Below are 16,978 nucleotides of genomic sequence, written 5' to 3'. Positions count from 1 at the left end.
AGTGGACAGCGGACGCAGATCTGATCCTCGGTAAGGTTCAGTATTTATGCAGCGAACTTCGCTGACACCACACTAGCAATAACAAGAAGTTGCCAAGGGAGGATGGCGGCTTCATCTTATCGCTAAAAACGCGCCTCCAAATGGAAGCGCGCTTGGGCTAAAAAAGGTATTCTTGAGTGTTATTGCGCGCCAAAGACGCCCATGGTAATATCACCAGCTGCTGCTGAAAGGGTGATCGTGCCTGCGACATGGAGATTTTCGCTCATTTCTACATCGCCGCTTTTGTAGACTGTTACAGCGTTGCTTGGGGTCGTCGAATCGCCATTGCCGATCTCAAAGAGCGGGTCGGCGTTATCCCAGGTGTCAGGATTGCTGGCGGTTGTTACACCATCTGATTGCAGGTTCAAATTGTAGCGACCGATGACCGTCGTGTGCATGGATGAGGCGGTGAGGTTTTGCCCGAGCGCATGAGCGTGATCACCGTCGACGAGATTCATTTCGCCAAAAGCCAGGGAGTAATCGCCGTTTGCTTCGTGGCCTACAGAATCACCAGGGCCCTCTTCCTCAATGATGTAGCCACTCCCACTTCCAAAAGCAAAGGAGTGTTTGCCCCAGGCTCTAGATCGATCACCAAGCGCTGCGGCGAAGTCATTATTGGTTTTAACACCTGAACCGAGAATGACTGCATAATCACCATAGGCTGCCGAGGGAATATTGTAAATTAAGTCATCGCCGTCACGTAATTCCCAAGTGTCGGCTATTCCAAGCGAGTGGGAACCGTAAACAGCAGTGTGAATGGCCAGTGAATATTCTGCATTATAGTCGGTGTAGCCTGAAATAGAGACAGATCTGTCTCCATTTGCGGTGCCACCAATGGATAAGGATTCGTCTCCTCTGGCATAGGTATAACTACCGATAGCTGTTGAATGTGAACCTTCTGCGTAGGAATAATATCCGTAGGCTCGTGCGTAAGGAGCAGTTGCGTAAACTCGATTACCATGAGTAAAGGAATAATTGCCAGTGGCCTCTGAATAATACCCAAGCGCCACACTTGCTAATCCAGAGGCTTCCGCATTGCCGCCATATTCAATGGCAAATGCATCATCTGAAGTTGTTGTTAGCACTTTTTTAGCCCCGCTTGCACTACCGTTAATAACAACTGCGGGTGTGTTCGGATCACCGCGAGTGTAGAGTTCAAGGGCGCCGTTTTCGGTTAGCACCATCTGTGGGATGAAATCTCCGGTGCTGTCGTCGTAGTCATGACCCCATATCCACTTGATCTCGCGTTGGTCACTTAAGAAATACATCTCGGATGGATCATCGACATAATTGCCTTCATCTATTTCATCTAGATAGTAGACATCGTTGAAGATGAACTCCACGCCTTGGTCGGTGGGGATCGTGAGTGGGTCGTCGAAACGGATTAGGCCGTCGTTTATGGCCGTGGCGAAGGTAATGGATTGCAGGCAGAGATACGTAGTGACTATTCGGGTTTTCATATTGCTAACCCAACTTGTATTGTGATTGTAAGCAATGAAAGTAATATTCCGTTTCTTATTGTTAACCCGCGCGTAACATTGCCTGAAGTGGATCGCCCACAAAAAAGCGCGCATCTATGGAGATGCGCGCTTTTGAGGAAAATGAGATTCCGGTTCTTAAGCTTAGCCCTTGAAGTTTGGTAATTCCTTGGCGACGCGGTTGCCGGTGAAGGACATATACTTCGGCGTGCCGTTTTCGTAGGGAACCTGGACTTCGCCCTGGATGAGCGGGTTGGCGTACTTGAAGAACTGGAAGTTGATGCTCACGCCGTCTTCGTTGATCCACTGGACCGGGAAGGGCTTCTCGGCGTTGGCGACGTCGTCCAGGTTGGCGAGGCCGGTTTCGCAGCCGTAGAAGTCGCTTTCGGTGCGGACGAGAGTGACCATCTTGTCGGTCACGCCTTGCTCGACGGCGGCCTTGACGGCAGCGGCGCCAGCCAGGAAGGCTTCGTCGTTGTCGGCCTGCGAAGCGCAGTGACCAGCGGCGCGCTGAGCGTAGCCGAGCTTCAGCGAGCGGGCGCGGACCTTGCTCAGGTTTTGCTCAACGAGCTCGCGCAGGTATTCGCCAACGCCACCCAAGGTGCTGTGGCCAAAGCTGTCGGTGCCGCTTCCGGCGGCGACGTAATTGCCATCCTGGTCGGTGAGGCCTTCGCCGACGACGACCATGCAGTAGGGGCTCTTACGGAGGACTTCCTGCACGCGGGCAATGAAGGCTTCCGGGTTGAAGCGCACTTCTGGCATGAGGATCAGGTGAGGTGGGTCGTCCACTTCGTTGCGGCGCTTGGCGAGGCTGGCGCCGGCAGTGATCCAGCCAGCGTTGCGGCCCATGACTTCAACGATGGACACAAAGTCGTGCTTGCCCATGGCTTCATTGTCCAGGGCGATTTCCTTCACGGTCGTGGCGATGTATTTGATTACGCTGCCATAGCCGGGGCAGTGGTCAGTCATCGGCAGGTCGTTGTCGACAGTCTTAGGAATGCCGATTACGCGCAGGGCGTAACCCTTTTCCTTGGCGAGCTTGGAAATCTTGTTGGCGGTGTCCTGGGAGTCGTTGCCGCCGATGTAGAAGAAATAGCGGATGTTGTGCGCCTGGAAGACCTGCAGCACGCGCTCGTAGTCTTCAGCGTTGGTGATCTTGTAGCGGCAGGAGCCGAGGGCCGAAGCCGGCGTGTAACGCAGGCCGCGGATGGCTTGCTGGGATTCTTCCGCGAGGTCGATCAGCTCTTCGTTCAGGATGCCCTGAATGCCGTTTAGGCCGCCATAGATTTCCTCGATGCACCCATGATTGAGCGCCTCGGTGACGACACCAGCGAGGCTGGCGTTGATGACTGCGGTTGGACCGCCCGACTGGGCGACCAATACATTGCCGGTAAGTTCTTCTGACATAGCTATAAAGGATTCGGGATCTGAAGCAAAACCGCAGAGATTGGAGTCGCCCTAAAAACGATGCAACTTAAAAAACGGCGTCAGTTTGGCGCAATTTGCTCCAACACGGAATACGAGCTGGGATTAAAGTGAGCATCAGCGTGAAATAGGGCCTTCCGGGGATCGCTCCAACTGACTTTCGGGAGATTTTACGGTGCTCCAGGCTTGCGCTCAATCGGCATTCCTGACATTATAGCAGCATGATAAGTCGGCCTATTGCCCGCCTCCGAGGCAACTTAAGTATCGCCGACTGCGCGACCAAGCGTCGCCGACTGTAGCCCGAAGCGTCGCCGACGCTTCTGCGGAGTGTCGCCGACGCTTCGACCAAACCCACGTAAGGCTTTGGTCACAACACCCCTCGTGTTTCCATCAGGAAGACCAGTAGGCTTGAGGTACAACACGGTAGGGGTTGGGGATCCAGAATAACTGGAGCTAACATTTTGATGGAAAGTCTTGTTTACGGGTAGTGGAGGGCTGAAAATATGATGATCTCCGATGACACATGCAGCGAATCTACAAGACGACGGTTTCCAGATTTACGACCTCTCAGTTGCGCAATCGATACTTGCGACAATAGGGGAAGCTGCCTTTAGCCAAGGTGCAGCGGGTAAGCGCTGTTTGCTCGATTTACCTGAAATACGTGAAATTTCGTTGGAGATTTGTAATACCTTGATCGGTGCTGGATTGATTTCGGCAAATGCGGTCGCAATTCAGGCGATTGCTTTTGATAAGACTTCGGCTGCTAACTGGAAAGTTACGTGGCATCAGGACGTTATGTTTCCATTTGCCAGACCAGTGACGAGCGATGGTTTTACGCTCGCTTGCAAGAAGGCAGGTGTCGACTATGCGCGGCCGCCACAAGAGATACTGGAGGACCTGCTGGCTGTACGGCTGCACATTGATGACTGTGACGATTCAAATGGGCCATTGAGAGTTGCGCCTGGTAGTCATCTTCATGGCGTCTTCAAGAGTAAAGAAATTCATGGCCGCGTCGCTCAGCATGGTCAGATGACCTGCGTCGCAACTAAAGGCGAGGCGCTGCTGATGAAACCATTATTGCTTCATGCTTCCTCTCCGGCGCAGCAGGTAAGACGCCGACGCGTACTGCATCTGGTTTATCACTCTGGCAGGTCAACTCCGGAGCCATGGCATCGCGCAGTCTCCTGAGCGTAGTCGCTTGGAGAATGACTAGCGATGAAGTCTCAATGGGGCTGCGGTACCGGTGTGGAGCATGATTATTGTATCTCAGTAGGTCTATGCCGCTTATGTATTTTTCCAAAACCGATCTAACGAAGTCGCTATGTTTAGGGAAAATTAACCCAATATTCATTTATAGATAACTATTCATTAAGGCTATATTCATATTGAGTATAAATAACCAATAGGGATTCATTTGAACTTGATATTGAGGGAAATTAAAATAAAGAATACCCTTAATTAAATGGTGTATTTAGGCCATTTATTAATCCTAGACCGCTATTCAAATGACTCTAAGTATTCTTAAAGCGAAGGGCATCGCTTACAATGCTCTCTTACTATCGCTAGGCTTATACGCCTATGCCTCCGAATCAGGTGGAATTATCGTCCCGCCATCGGACACTACAACATTCTCAACCGTCACCGATGAATACTATGCTGACTATGAGCTCGAATCAATAGATATTGAAATCCTAAATCCTAGTTATTATTTAATTGTTTCCGAGCACGCCGACGATAGCACTAAGCAGTACGCGCGAAGCGGCACATTCGCATTTAATTCGTTCGGCTATTTGGCGGCGAATAACTTCGCTCTTTACGGATACTATATAGATCCCGATGGCGTCACTACTAGCGAAAGCTCGGCGATCAATCTCAAGACCGCACTCGATGCACAGGTGGAAGTCACCACCGAAGCATCTCTTGAAATTCAGCTACCGAGCGAGCAGGAAGTTTCCAATCCCCTGCCACTCAGCTGGATCTTTGATGAAACTGAATCGGGCAGTGAAATCACCAGCGATTCGGTGTTTCGGTTCGAAAACGATCAGCTCAAGTTGTATGTCTTTTACGAAGGCATCACTTTTGCGAAAACCTTCAATTTCTCTTCCGAGGCGCGTAGCCTGGCATCATGGCAGGACCTCCTGGACGGCATCCAGATCAATTTAACCATTCGAACCTATGCCGGTCGTGGACGCTATACTACGGTCGTCTACGATACGCTGACACTATCGGCCTATGCGACCGATCTGAACGCGCTAACACTAGCTTTTTCGGAAACGAACTCCATTTCAGTGAAATCCAATTCTGTGCTTGGTGAATGGGGAGTCTTCAATAACACCACCACCTCTTCAGTCACTGAAATTTTCGAGGAGCCACAATACGTAGCCAGTTGCCAAATCGTTGATGAGGACGGCCGTGCGCAATCTTTGGAAATCGGCCTGACGAAAATTCCAGACGAGTCTGACTTGTGGATGCTTTGTCTACTCGACGAGGACGCCAAGTTCATCCTTGGCGGCAATCTGGATGAGTCTGGAAACCCCATCGAAACCGGAGCAATCTTTGCCTACTTCAATGCAGATGGCTCGCTCAACGGATTTTACACAAATCGTGATGTGCTCAGCAGTAATGGTTCGCTCAACACCAACTACATCATCGACCTCGTGGATACTGATGCTGGTGTTGCAACAAGTAATTTGTCCGTTCAATATGGATCATATACCATTAGCTTGGACTTTGGAACCGATACCATGTCCTCCCCCAACAATGTGGGTGACGATCTTCTTGGCGGCCTTTCCCAAACGAGCTCGATCACGGCGCCGACGGTTGTCAGTGCAAACGTCAATGGCTATGGTCCGTGTAATCTCTCAGAAATTGGCATCGACGAGAATGATTACCTCTACGCAACCTACTCCGACGGCACGACAGTAAGCCTCTATAAATTCGTTGTGGCCTATCTTGATTTAATTAGTGACGATATCGTAGAATATCCCGCAACCTCGGACATGTTCGAATACAGTCAATACCAGTTTGTTACCCATCTCAGTACGCAAGCGCTAATCTCAATGCTCGATAACGCGAATGATACCGACAACGTGCCGCCAGGTCTGTTTGACTAGTGAGATTTTAGAACTTAGCTGGGGGGGGTGTCTGACTGACACAACGCCCTTTTACTTATCCCGCGCCTGATCCTGCACGGAGACGATCAGGCGGTTGGCCAGCCAGACGAGGCGCTCGCAGCCACCGAGTAGATGGAGGGCGGCGCCTTGTTCCTCGCGGCAGCATTGAGGGTCGGGGTCGAGGAAGTTTTCCCGGAGGCGGGCGAGCGCGCCGCCGCCATCGGCGGAGACGTGGAGCGCCATTTCGATGTCGTCCGGGTCATGTGTCACGAATGCATCGTAGATTGTCAGCCAGGCTGCTTCGAGGCCTTCCAAAGTGCGGTGTGTGAGCGAATCAGTGCTTTGCACCTGCTGTTTGGCCCGGGGGAGGACCTGGAAGAACTCGCGCTCAAGCGCGCCCAATAGGTCGTGTTGCTCCAGGGCGCGGGCGAGGGCGCCGGCATCCTTGCCGCTCTGGCGGCGGTCCATCAGGGCGTGGAGCACCTGGGAAACTTCCTCGGCTACTTTTTCGAAGTTGCGGTGCTGGGTGAGGGCGGTTTCCGGCGCATTGCCGTTGGGGCCAGCCGGCAGGCGGAAATAGCGCCCCAGTCGACCAGCCAGGCGACGGTGCTCCTGGGCAATCAGGTCCAGGCATGCCGTTGGGTCTTCTTCGCAGCGTGGATACAAATACCGCGGACGGTCCTCGGCTTCGTTGGACTCAGGCGGGTATTTGCGAAGGAGGAATTTCTCCAAGCGTCCTTCCAGCAGAAGCGTGACGCCGCTGGCCACGAGACACCAGAGCAGGTTGACCAGCGCGAGCTCCTGCGCGAGGGGGAAATTCAGCTGCCGCAAGAGGCTCAGAACGAGTGGAGCGCCACCCCAGACCTCGATGAAAAACAACGGCGCCAGCACCGCTGTGCCGATCCAACCATAGTAGACCTGAAACATGGCCATTTGCTTGGCGGTGCCCTTCAGGCGGAGTGTGAGAATGTGGGTGATTAGCGTGGCGCCGAGGTTGACGCCATAGATCGCGATGACGGCCTCGTCTTCGCCCAGTAGCGCGGATTGCGCGAGGACAATCGTCACCAGCACCACGGCGTTGCCGGATTGCGCAACTACCGTGAGTGCTGTGGCCACGAGGAATACGAGCAGGTATTGCCCGTGGGCGTGGGACATGATCTCGTGAAACCAATCGTGGTGGTAAAGCTGCTCGCCGGTCGACTGCATGAGGAATAGCCCGAAGAACAGGAGGCTGATCCCAAAAACAAAGCCCACCGCATCGCGCGCGTGGCGCGGCTGCTGAAATGCGTAAAGAATGCCCGCAATGCCGACGACATAAGCGGTGAAGACATTCAATGGCAGCGTGAGGAAGAAAATCAGCACGCAGGTGCCGGGGTTGGACCAATTGAGCGCGGTCAGCGCGCGGCGGGCCGGCAGGAGCCCGGTGTTCACCATGCTGATCGTCAGGTAGGTGACGGCGGACGCCGTTTGGGCAATGGCGCCGATGCAAAAGCCCCACCAACCGGCTTTGACGGGGTTATCCGTGAGCCCGGCAAAGATGTCGCGCAACCGCCGCCCGGCGAGCGCCCGCAGATGACGGTCGAGCAGGGCGGTTCCGAAGAAAAACAGCCCCAGGCCAGCTAGCATGGACCCGATCAGCGACGACATGCGCGCGAATCTGGGGCATTATCCTCCTAGAAGCCAGCACTTTAAGCAGGTTTCTTACGGCATTTATACTTCGGGCCGCCCGTCCATACTGAGCCGGGCGGCCTCCACTGGTTCAGCGCGGGGGGACGCTGCACAACCACTTAAAAACCAATGCCGATGACCGTCAGCACCATCAGTAATCCGAGTCCGGTAATGATCAGCAGCAAAGTCATTTTATCTTTCGCTGACAGTTCCATGCCGTCCTCGTAGGTGTTATGCTCCCGGCGGTCATCATGCGAAAAGTGCATGTCGGGGTTCATAATGTACACTAGCCAGATTTCAGCTATTGGCAACTTGCCCGGATGATCAGTAGACGGGCTAATGGCTGGCTTTTTGTTTACTGTCCAGCGTCGTCTTACTCGACAGGAATCTGGATTTTTTGACCGACCGCCAGTCGTCGTGGGTCCACGTTGGGATTGGCTGCGAGGATAGCCGCCACGGACACATTATACTGGTCGCTGAGCTTGGTAAAGGTGTCGCCCGAACGGATGGTGTGTGTGCGGGTTTCGGGGCTGGCCAGGGGCAGGGAGGTGGTGTCTTCCTGGCTGGTGGTGGCGACGGGCAGTCGCTCCTGCGGAGTTGACGCCGTTGGAGCCGCAGGGGCGGCTGGCCCAGTGTTGATCCCGGTGGAAGCCGGAGCGCTGGCGGCGGGGCGTCCACTGCGGTTAAGCGAGTCAATCAGCTCGGAAAGCTTGTCTGCGGAGACGTCGATCATATCTCGGTTTTTCGTGATCTCGATGCCGACCTTTTTGAATGCGCCATTGGCGTCATTGGTCAACTGCTCAAGCTTCTGCTCGGCGTCGGCCAGTTGGCTTGCCTGTTCGTTGTACTTGGTTTCGAGATCGGCCAGGCGGGTTTCCAGACCCTCGGCCTTGGCGGTCATTTGCTTGAGGTTGCTTTGAGCGTCATCAGTCGCGCCCGCGCCGGTGAGGCTGAAATACAATGCAGCTCCGCCCAGGAGCACGCCGGCAAAGCCAACCAGTAGCGGTGCAATCATGCCGCCCCCCCCGGGGGAGGAACTGGTGTCAAAGGACGAAAGGTCGGAGTCAACTGACATATCCCCTAAACGTAGAGCAGCCTTTGCGGCCAAATCAAGCTGCATGTGCCATTTCTCTGGGGCTTTAACCGATTTTTCAGCTGAAGTGCGCTGATTTCGGCTCCTTTTGAGAAATTCGTATCGACTTAAATGAACGCGAACCCGACAAAAACGGCAGCAATGATCCAGGCTCCGATGGTGACTTCCTTGGCCCGTCCTGCGAGCGTCATCAGCAGAACGTAAAAGATAATGCCTGCCATAATGCCATGCGTGATGCTGAAACTCAGCGGAATAAGCAACGCAGTGAGGATGGCGGGGGCGACTTCGAGCAGGTTACGATAATCGATCTCTTTCAGGCCCTGCGCCATGAATAAGCCGACCATGATGAGCGCTGGCGCAGTCGCTGCGCCGGGGACAATCGTGAGGATGGGCGTGAAGAAGAGCGCTAGGAGAAAGCAGCAGCCGACGACGAGAGAGGTTAATCCGGTGCGTCCGCCTGCCTCGACGCCGGTTGCCGATTCGATGTAAGCCGTTGTGGTTGAGGTGCCCAGCAGGGCCCCGAAGGTGGTTGCGAGTGCATCGGCGGTGAGGGCGCGGTTGAGCTTGGGCATTTCGCCTTTATCATCCATCAGGCCACTTTGACGCCCGACAGCGATGAGCGTTCCCAGCGAATCGAACAAGTCCAGGATCAGTAAGGTCGCAATGATCGGCAAGGCGGTTTTCCATTCCTTAAACGGGTAAAGCCAATCGAGCGCCAGAAAGGTCTGCTTCATACTGGCGGGCAGCCCAAAAAAGCCATCGGGCTGCTGAGTGATTGCGTTGTCACCGTCATGAAGAAATAAGCCTAGAACCGTTAGTCCAAGCACAGTCATGATGATCGCGCCCGGAATTTTCCGGACGGTCAGCGCGGTCATGATGAGCAATCCACCAAGCGCCATGAGCGGGGCGGCGGTTAGCAAATTGCCTTCGCTGACGAGGGTGAAGGGGTTGTCGACGATCACCTTGGCATTCGTCAGACCGATGAACGCGATGAAAAATCCGATGCCGCACTGGATGCCCACCTGAAGGCAAGCTGGCAGCGAGCGGATGATCGCCTTGCGCACGCCGGAAATTGAGAGCAGGAGGAAGATGACGCCGTTCCAAAAGACCATGGCCAGCGCGCCTTCCCATGGAACGCCCATGCCAACGACGACGACGCTGGCAAAGTAGCTGTTGAGGCCCATGCCGGGCGCCTGGGCGATGGGATAATTCGTCAGCGCCGCCATGAAAAAGCAGCCCAGTGCGGCCGCCAGTGCGGTGACGCTGATCAGCCCCGCCTGATCCATGCCAGTGCCTTGCGACAGGATGCTCGGGTTGACCACGAGGATGTAAGCCATCGCCGCAAAGGTGGTGAGCCCGGCCAGGCATTCGCGGCCTGCGGTCGTACCGTGGGTTTGTAGTTTAAAGCAGCGTTCCAGCATGATGATGTGTGTGCAGAAGTTGCGCCTTTTTGACAGGCTTTTACGGCGTTGGCCAGACTTAGGTCTTGGACAAGCCCGGTTTCGACTTAACCTTGCCGACATGCAAATGGTTATCCTCGATGCTGGCACTTTCTACTTTGAAGACGAATCACCCTGGGCGCCTCTCCATGAATTTGGCGACGTGTTCATCCATGAGCATACACCGCACGATGATTCTGCGCTGATCGCCGAACGCTGCGCAGGTGCGGAAGTCGTGCTAACCAATAAAGTCCCGATGAGCGCCGATACGCTGGCGCAATTACCGGGCCTGAAGTTGATCGGTGTGCTTGCGACCGGCTACAACATCATCGATGTCGCGGCGGCCAAGGCGCAGGGAGTCACGGTCTGCAATGGCCCCAGCTACAGCACGCAATCCGTCGCCCAGCACACGCTGGCGCTAATGTTGGAGCTGTGTAATCATGTTGGTCTGCACAGCCAAAGCGTCCATGCAGGCGATTGGGTGAACTGCGAGGAATTTTGCTACTGGCAGAAGCCATTAGTCCAACTGACGGAAGCCACCGTAGGCTTCATTGGCTGGGGTGAAATCGGAGGTCGTGTTGGAGAACTGGTGCACGCCTTGGGCGCGAATGTCATTGCTCACACCCGCAGTCGCCAAGGCGCCCCCAACTGGGAAACCGGCTTTACCTGGGCGGATCTTGACGAGGTGTTTGCGCAGTCAGACATCGTCACGCTGCATTGTCCGCAAACGCCCGACAACACCGGCTTCGTTAACCGCAACCGCTTGGCGCTGATGAAAAATACCGCGTTCTTGATCAACACGGCGCGTGGTGGTCTGGTGGATGAAGCCGCCTTGGCTGAGGCTCTGCAGCATGGCGAAATCGCGGGCGCCGCTCTGGACGTTGTCTCCCAAGAACCCATGACGGCGGATAACCCACTGCTCGGCGCGCCGAATTGTTTTATCACGCCGCATGTTGCTTGGAGCAGTTGGCCAGCGCGTCAGGCTTTGCTCGACATCACCTTGGCGAATATCCGCGCGTTTCTGGCTGGGCGCCCGCAGAATGTGGTCAATTGATCCATCGTTTGACATTTTTGGGTAATAATTCGCTATTGCGCGACAGCGGGCGCAGCGCATGCTGGTGCGTTTATTTATCCACTAATCATCGGCTACTGTGACCTGGGAAATCATCTTCGTATTGGCATTGCTCGTCTTTGCCATCGTCAGCTTTGTGAAAGAGAAGCTGCCGGTGGACGTGACGGCGATTACGGTGTTTGCGATCTTGCTGGTCGTGGGCATGGCCTCGGGCTCTGACCACCTGCCGGATAAGGATGCGCTTATTGACGTCTTCGCCAACTCGGCGCCGCTGACGATTGCCGCGATGTTTATCATCAGCTTGGCTCTGGAAAAGGTCGGCGCCATCGAGCTATTGGCTGAGGCCTTAGGGCGGCTGACGAAGCTTCCACTGCGCATGTTCATGGTGGTGATGATCCTGTCCATCGCGTTCGTCTCAGCGTTTATGAACAATACGCCGGTGGTCGTGGTGTTCCTGCCGGTTGTTATCGGACTGGCGCGCAAGATGCAAACGCCGGCTTCCAAGCTGCTGATCCCGCTGTCTTATGCGTCGATTTTTGGCGGCGTTTGCACCTTGATGGGCACCAGTACGAACATCTTGATGAGCGGAGAGTTACGTGACGCGGGTATGGAGCCATTGGGGATGTTTGAACTATCAGCGGTGGGCTTGCCGTTGTTGTTCATCGCTACCGGATTCCTGGTCCTGTTTGGCCCGAAGCTGCTGCCCGTTCGTGAGACTTTGACCGCCATCCTATCCGAGGAAGAGCGCCGTGAATTCATCACCGAAGCCTTCGTGCGTGCGAAGTCGGAGCTGATCGGCCAGAGTTTTGGCGAGTCATCACTCAAACGCGCGCGCGGCATTCGCCTGTTGGAAATTATCCGCGACGGTGTGGCGGTGGATGGCGATATCCGTAAAACGAAATTTGAGGAAGGCGACCGCCTGGTCTTATCCTGCCGTCCCTCTGGTCTGGCCGAAGCACAGGCATCGGGGGAGGTCGACTTCGTGCATGAGCGTGGGCTGGACCTTGAGCAAATCGCCGCGCACCAGGGAGCGATTGTCGAGGGTGTTATTGGCCCGAAATCGAGCATCACGGGTAAGAACATTCGGGAGATCAACTTCCGACAGCGTTACCGGATGATCATCCTGGCGATCCACCGTCATGGCCACAATGTCCGTGACCGCCTGGAAACGTTGCCCTTGGACTTTGGTGATACGCTCCTGATGATGGGCACCGACCAGGCGATTGAGAAACTGCGCAACAGTGACGACATTATGCTGCTCGATAAGCCCCCCGTTTCGGCGAACAGCCTGCGCAAATGGCTGCCGTTGGTCGTGGGCTTGGTTGTGGCGATGGTTGCTGCGGTGAGCTTCCTGCAACTGCCGATCGTGGTGGGGTCCATCGCCGTCATGGCGATTATCATGGTGATGGGCATTGTGAAGCCGAAGGACGCTTACGCTTCGGTGGAGTGGCGGATTTTAATGCTGATTTATGGCATGCTCGCGCTTGGCGAGGCGCTCGAGGTCAGTGGCGCAACGGGACTGGCGGTCGAGCAAATTGTCCATTTGTCCGACCATGTGCCGGAAGGCATACGGCCGTTCCTGATGCTGGCGGTCGTCTATCTGGTAGGCAGCATTTGCACAGAGTTTCTATCGAACAACGCCACTGTCGTGTTGATGGCTCCCGTGGCGATCAGCATCGGGTTAGCGCTCGACGTCGATCCGCGTCCGTTCGCCATTGCGGTTTGCGTGGCGGCTTCAGCCAGTTTCGCGACTCCGATTGGCTACCAGACAAACACCTACGTTTACAGTGTCGGCGGCTATCGTTTTTCGGACTTTGCGAAGGTGGGCATCCCGTTAAACCTGCTTTATTTCATTGTCAGCGTAATCGTGATCCCCATGTTCTGGAGCTTCTAATTCGCTACTGCACATGAAACGTTGGTTCCTCGCCTCTGCGTCGCTTCTATTGATCATCAGCCTGGTCGGCTGTGAAACTTGGCCCATCGCCGCCGCTCGCGCCGCCAAAAAACGCACGTCGCAAACGGGACCTGTCGTTGGCGAGCTGGAGCAAGCCGCCGACATCGACGACCCCCTCGGTCGCAAGCAGAACGACATCGACAGCACGGCGAATAATATCGGCGATAAGCTCGATAATCTGTGAGCAGGTAAGGGGGGGCTGAACGATTAAAGCCTTTGTTCCCCTCACAAAAAGCCCCGGCCATTGCTGACCGGGGCTGAAATTGATCGATGCTTAGCTTGCTGCGTTAAGCGATGGCCTTGCTGTAGTATTCAGCAACCTTGTCCCAGTTGACGACATTCCAGAAAGCGGAAATGTAATCCGGGCGCTTGTTCTGATACTTCAGGTAGTAAGCATGCTCCCAAACGTCGAGGCCGAGGATTGGCGTGCCGCCGCAGCAACCGAAGGCTTCGCCCATGTAAGGGTTGTCCTGGTTGGGGGTGGAGCCCACGCAGAGCTTGCCGTCCTTGACGATGAGCCACGCCCAGCCGGAACCAAAGCGAGTCGCTGCAGCGTCGGAGAACTTGGACTTGAACTCGTCGAAGGAGCCAAAAGTGTAGGTGATGGCTTCGCCGAGCGCGCCGGTTGGTTCACCACCGCCGTTAGGGCCGATGACGGACCAGAAAAGGGCGTGGTTGGCATGGCCGCCGCCGTTATTGCGGACAGCGCCGCGGATGTTTTCTGGCACTTCGGAAAGCTTCATGCAGAGTTCGGCGGGGCACTCGGGGGCGTCAAAGCCGCTGCCTTCGAGCGCGCCATTGAGCTTGGTCACGTAAGCATTGTGGTGCTTGCTGTAGTGGATTTCCATCGTTTGCGCGTCGATGTGCGGCTCGAGCGCGTCGTAAGCGTAAGGAAGAGGTGGCAGTTCGTAAGCCATTTGATGTCTTTCTGTGTTTTACGTGGTTTTTGAGTGAGTTACGGAACTAATAACGTGAAGGCATCCGGGGCTTACGTCAATGTCCGTGAGCATTTTTTGCTTCAAGTTTTCCTACAATGACCCCGCCAACGCTAAATTGCAGTAGGCAATAGAGCAGCAGTGGGAGAATGACGACGCCGGAGTCCCATTCATGATAAATCAACAGGCTTTGCGCCATGGGCACGCCAGCGGCCACGGTTTTTTGAGTGGAGCAGTAAAAGGCGGCAATCTTGTCCTCCCGCGAAAAAGGCATGTATTTGAGCAGCAGTGCGCAGAGCCCCCAACCCACGACTGCAATGAGAATAATGCCCAGTACTGCGGTTGCCAGAGCGCTCGCGGGTTGCTTTTCCCAGAAGCGATTCAAGACAGCCTTGGCAAAGGAGAAATAAATGATGCTGTAGATAATGTAGGGGCAGACCTTTCCAGGAACATGCTTGTAGCGATTAATAACTGCATGTGCGAACGGGCGGATGGCCTGACCTAAAATCAGCGGCAGCAGGAGCAGCAGAAAGATTTTGAACAGCATGGAGCCAAGGGGAAAATCGGCGCTACTTGAGCTAGCCCCGGTATACCACAGGAAAAACGCTGGCACGATGAAGATCCCCAGCACGTTGGCCACGGATGTGTTGAACAAGGCGACGATAAGCGAGCCGCCGGACTTCGTTGCGTAGACGACGGAAGTGGAAATCGTGCACGGGATGATGCCCAGATACAGCCAGCCAAAGCTCAGTACTGGTCCGACAATGCCCGTTAATGGCATGGTGACCAACCAGGCGATCAGTGGCATAACCACGAAAATATAAACCTGAGTGAAGACATGCACCTTCCACTGTGAGAGGCCGCGCCCTAGTTCTTCCGTTGGCAGAATCAGCCCTTGTAGGAAGAAAATTACGAACACGCCAAGCTTCGTCGCGAATTCGGGAAACAGCCAACTGTCCTCCGCCGCGCCTTGTGGATAGATCGCAGCCAGCAACGCAGCAACGAATACGCCGACAATAAACTGGTTGGACATCACGAAGCGGACCATGGCGCTAGCATTCGGATCGTTGACGTGGAGTCACTTGCAAAATGTTGTCAGGGGCCACGGACAGACTCCAGTTAATCCGCCTTCTGGTCTCGGGTGAGGAGGATCACCAGCATGACCCAGATGCTGAGGATCAGGTTTTGCAGCGGCACTTGTAGCGCCAATGGAAAACTGTAGATGATGGCTGTGGCCGGAACCCACACGCCCCAGTTAGAGATCAACAACGGGATGCAGCGCTCCCAATAGCCACGCCGCGCCAGTGCAGCTCGGGTCTCGGCGAGGCTGTAATTACATTGTTTCCAGAGGTAGCCGAGCACCATGCATGGCACCGCAGCCAGTGGGACATACACGAATTGGTCGACGAAAATTTTCGGCAGCACGCTCTGCCATGTGGCGTCTTGGCCGAAGAGTTTTGCCTGCAGTTCGTAGAGCAGGAAAACTTGCAGCCCCATGTTTCCCCAAAAAAGAATCTGGAAAAGATAATCCCGCCCAGTGCTGCCCTCTTTAAGAAAGAGTCGTCGGAATACCAGTGGCACGATGCCGCCAAATACAGCGGTGGACGGCACGGATAGAAGCGGCCCCAGCCGTGCCTGCCAGCCGCCAATCCAACTGAGCGCCCCGTGGATTGCCGCCACCTGATAATAGCCGAGCACCAGCAGCACGCCGCACACGCACAGGATCGAACCCGGGATCAGGTTCTTCTTGGCGGCGTTGAGGCCTTCCTGGATTGCGGCGCCCAAGCGACTTGGCTCAGTATTGGACATGGCAGCGACGCTGGACATTTAACCGGCAATGCGCAATCCCGCTTGCAACAAAGTCATTTTTCGACAAGGTCATTGGCAACATGAGGTTAGCCAACGCCACCGAACAGTAATGCCGCTTCTCGACGTAAAAGACCTAAAGATCAGTTTCCATGGCCGTGACCGTGTGACGCAGGCCGTGAAAGGCATTAATTTCTCCCTTGAAGAAGGGCAGACACTCGCCGTAGTGGGTGAAAGCGGCAGTGGGAAATCTGTCACCGCCATGTCGCTCACGCGCCTCTTGCCAGATCCACCGGTTTGCCAGATTTCGGGTGAAATCATGCTGCGCGGCAAAGATGTGCTCAAGATGCCCAAGCGCGATTTACGCACCATTCGCGGCAAGGAGATTGCTTATATTTTCCAGGAGCCTTCGACGTCGCTCAATCCCGTTTTCACGGTGGGTTACCAAATCGCCGAGGCGATTAAACTTCACGTGCCGGAAGAAAAAGACATTACGGGCCGCGTGATTGATTCCCTACGCAAGGTGGGCATCCGAGACGCTGACAAGCGTTACAAGGCCTACCCGCATGAGATGTCCGGCGGTATGCAACAGCGTGTGATGATCGCCATGGCGTTGGCCTGCGAACCCAAGATTCTTGTGGCCGACGAGCCGACCACCGCGCTCGATGTAACCATCCAGGCCCAGATCATCGAGTTGCTCAAAGAGCTGCGTGAAAAGACGAATATGTCGATCATCCTGATCACGCACAATTTTGGCATCATCAAGGGATTTGCTGATCAGGTGCAGGTCATGTTCCGCGGTGAGGTGGTGGAGCATGGGCCCACGGAGAAAGTTCTTGAGAATCCGCAGCACGCTTACACCAAGGCGCTGATCGCCTGTATCCCGCGCCCCGGCGTCAAGCAACGTCGCCTCACGACGATTGATCATACGACGCTCGTATAATTTTCAATTTTCG

15 protein-coding genes are annotated in these 16,978 nt (G+C 55.0%); 6 read left to right on the top strand and 9 right to left on the bottom strand.

What is annotated here, in order from left to right; all coding sequences use genetic code 11:
* Window positions 1–179: 179 nt before the first annotated feature.
* Together RBB63_RS20645 and RBB63_RS20640 are read right to left on the bottom strand one after the other, a co-directional pair.
* Window positions 180–1,499, bottom strand: coding sequence for a hypothetical protein (locus tag RBB63_RS20645; RefSeq protein ID WP_309387092.1), 1,320 nt, complete (start codon window positions 1,497–1,499; stop codon window positions 180–182).
* A gap of 162 nt (window positions 1,500–1,661) precedes the next feature.
* Window positions 1,662–2,924 (bottom strand): 6-phosphofructokinase, encoded by a 1,263-nt coding sequence (locus RBB63_RS20640; protein ID WP_309387091.1) that lies wholly within the window; start codon window positions 2,922–2,924, stop codon window positions 1,662–1,664.
* A gap of 534 nt (window positions 2,925–3,458) precedes the next feature.
* On the opposite strand from RBB63_RS20640, the gene RBB63_RS20635 reads away from it, so the two are divergent.
* Complete coding sequence (locus tag RBB63_RS20635) at window positions 3,459–4,130, top strand: phytanoyl-CoA dioxygenase family protein (protein WP_309387090.1); 672 nt, start codon at window positions 3,459–3,461, stop codon at window positions 4,128–4,130.
* 317 nt (window positions 4,131–4,447) lie between these two features.
* Window positions 4,448–6,055 (top strand): flagellar hook protein FlgE, encoded by a 1,608-nt coding sequence (locus tag RBB63_RS20630; RefSeq protein WP_309387089.1) that lies wholly within the window; start codon window positions 4,448–4,450, stop codon window positions 6,053–6,055.
* 51 nt (window positions 6,056–6,106) lie between these two features.
* Here the strand turns inward: RBB63_RS20630 and RBB63_RS20625 are convergent, their stop codons facing one another.
* The 4 genes from RBB63_RS20625 to RBB63_RS20610 form a co-directional block, all read right to left on the bottom strand.
* Entirely contained in the window at window positions 6,107–7,702 is a 1,596-nt protein-coding gene (locus tag RBB63_RS20625; RefSeq protein WP_309387088.1) for a Na/Pi cotransporter family protein, read from the bottom strand.
* Window positions 7,703–7,842: 140 nt separating this feature from the next.
* A complete protein-coding gene (locus tag RBB63_RS20620; protein WP_309387087.1) occupies window positions 7,843–7,989 on the bottom strand; it encodes a hypothetical protein in 147 nt (48 codons plus the stop codon).
* A 107-nt stretch (window positions 7,990–8,096) separates the two neighbouring features.
* A complete protein-coding gene (locus RBB63_RS20615; protein ID WP_309387086.1) occupies window positions 8,097–8,798 on the bottom strand; it encodes a LysM peptidoglycan-binding domain-containing protein in 702 nt (233 codons plus the stop codon).
* A 125-nt stretch (window positions 8,799–8,923) separates the two neighbouring features.
* Window positions 8,924–10,237: an NCS2 family permease gene (locus tag RBB63_RS20610; RefSeq protein ID WP_309387085.1), complete on the bottom strand. Its 1,314-nt coding sequence runs from the start codon at window positions 10,235–10,237 to the stop codon at window positions 8,924–8,926.
* A gap of 100 nt (window positions 10,238–10,337) precedes the next feature.
* On the opposite strand from RBB63_RS20610, the gene RBB63_RS20605 reads away from it, so the two are divergent.
* From RBB63_RS20605 to RBB63_RS20595, 3 genes are all read left to right on the top strand, one after another.
* Window positions 10,338–11,309: a D-2-hydroxyacid dehydrogenase gene (locus tag RBB63_RS20605; protein WP_309387084.1), complete on the top strand. Its 972-nt coding sequence runs from the start codon at window positions 10,338–10,340 to the stop codon at window positions 11,307–11,309.
* A gap of 97 nt (window positions 11,310–11,406) precedes the next feature.
* Window positions 11,407–13,221, top strand: a complete 1,815-nt coding sequence (locus RBB63_RS20600) for an SLC13 family permease (protein ID WP_309387083.1) — start codon at window positions 11,407–11,409, stop codon at window positions 13,219–13,221.
* Between the two features lie 13 nt (window positions 13,222–13,234).
* Window positions 13,235–13,465: a hypothetical protein gene (locus tag RBB63_RS20595; RefSeq protein WP_309387082.1), complete on the top strand. Its 231-nt coding sequence runs from the start codon at window positions 13,235–13,237 to the stop codon at window positions 13,463–13,465.
* Window positions 13,466–13,568: 103 nt separating this feature from the next.
* Here the strand turns inward: RBB63_RS20595 and RBB63_RS20590 are convergent, their stop codons facing one another.
* The 3 genes from RBB63_RS20590 to RBB63_RS20580 form a co-directional block, all read right to left on the bottom strand.
* Window positions 13,569–14,198 (bottom strand): superoxide dismutase, encoded by a 630-nt coding sequence (locus RBB63_RS20590; RefSeq protein ID WP_309387081.1) that lies wholly within the window; start codon window positions 14,196–14,198, stop codon window positions 13,569–13,571.
* 76 nt (window positions 14,199–14,274) lie between these two features.
* On the bottom strand, window positions 14,275–15,264 hold the full coding sequence (locus tag RBB63_RS20585; protein ID WP_309387080.1) for a bile acid:sodium symporter: 990 nt from the start codon (window positions 15,262–15,264) through the stop codon (window positions 14,275–14,277).
* Between the two features lie 71 nt (window positions 15,265–15,335).
* Window positions 15,336–16,043, bottom strand: coding sequence for an Mpv17/PMP22 family protein (locus RBB63_RS20580; protein ID WP_309387079.1), 708 nt, complete (start codon window positions 16,041–16,043; stop codon window positions 15,336–15,338).
* A gap of 91 nt (window positions 16,044–16,134) precedes the next feature.
* On the opposite strand from RBB63_RS20580, the gene RBB63_RS20575 reads away from it, so the two are divergent.
* Window positions 16,135–16,965, top strand: coding sequence for an ABC transporter ATP-binding protein (locus RBB63_RS20575; RefSeq protein WP_309387078.1), 831 nt, complete (start codon window positions 16,135–16,137; stop codon window positions 16,963–16,965).
* The last annotated feature ends 13 nt before the right edge of the window (window positions 16,966–16,978 follow it).

It is taken from the genome of Cerasicoccus frondis (assembly GCA_031296915.1).
Lineage (GTDB): Bacteria > Verrucomicrobiota > Verrucomicrobiia > Opitutales > Cerasicoccaceae > Cerasicoccus > Cerasicoccus frondis.
The sequence above is the reverse complement of the archived record's forward strand: the minus strand, read 5'-3'. Positions and strand labels throughout refer to the sequence as shown.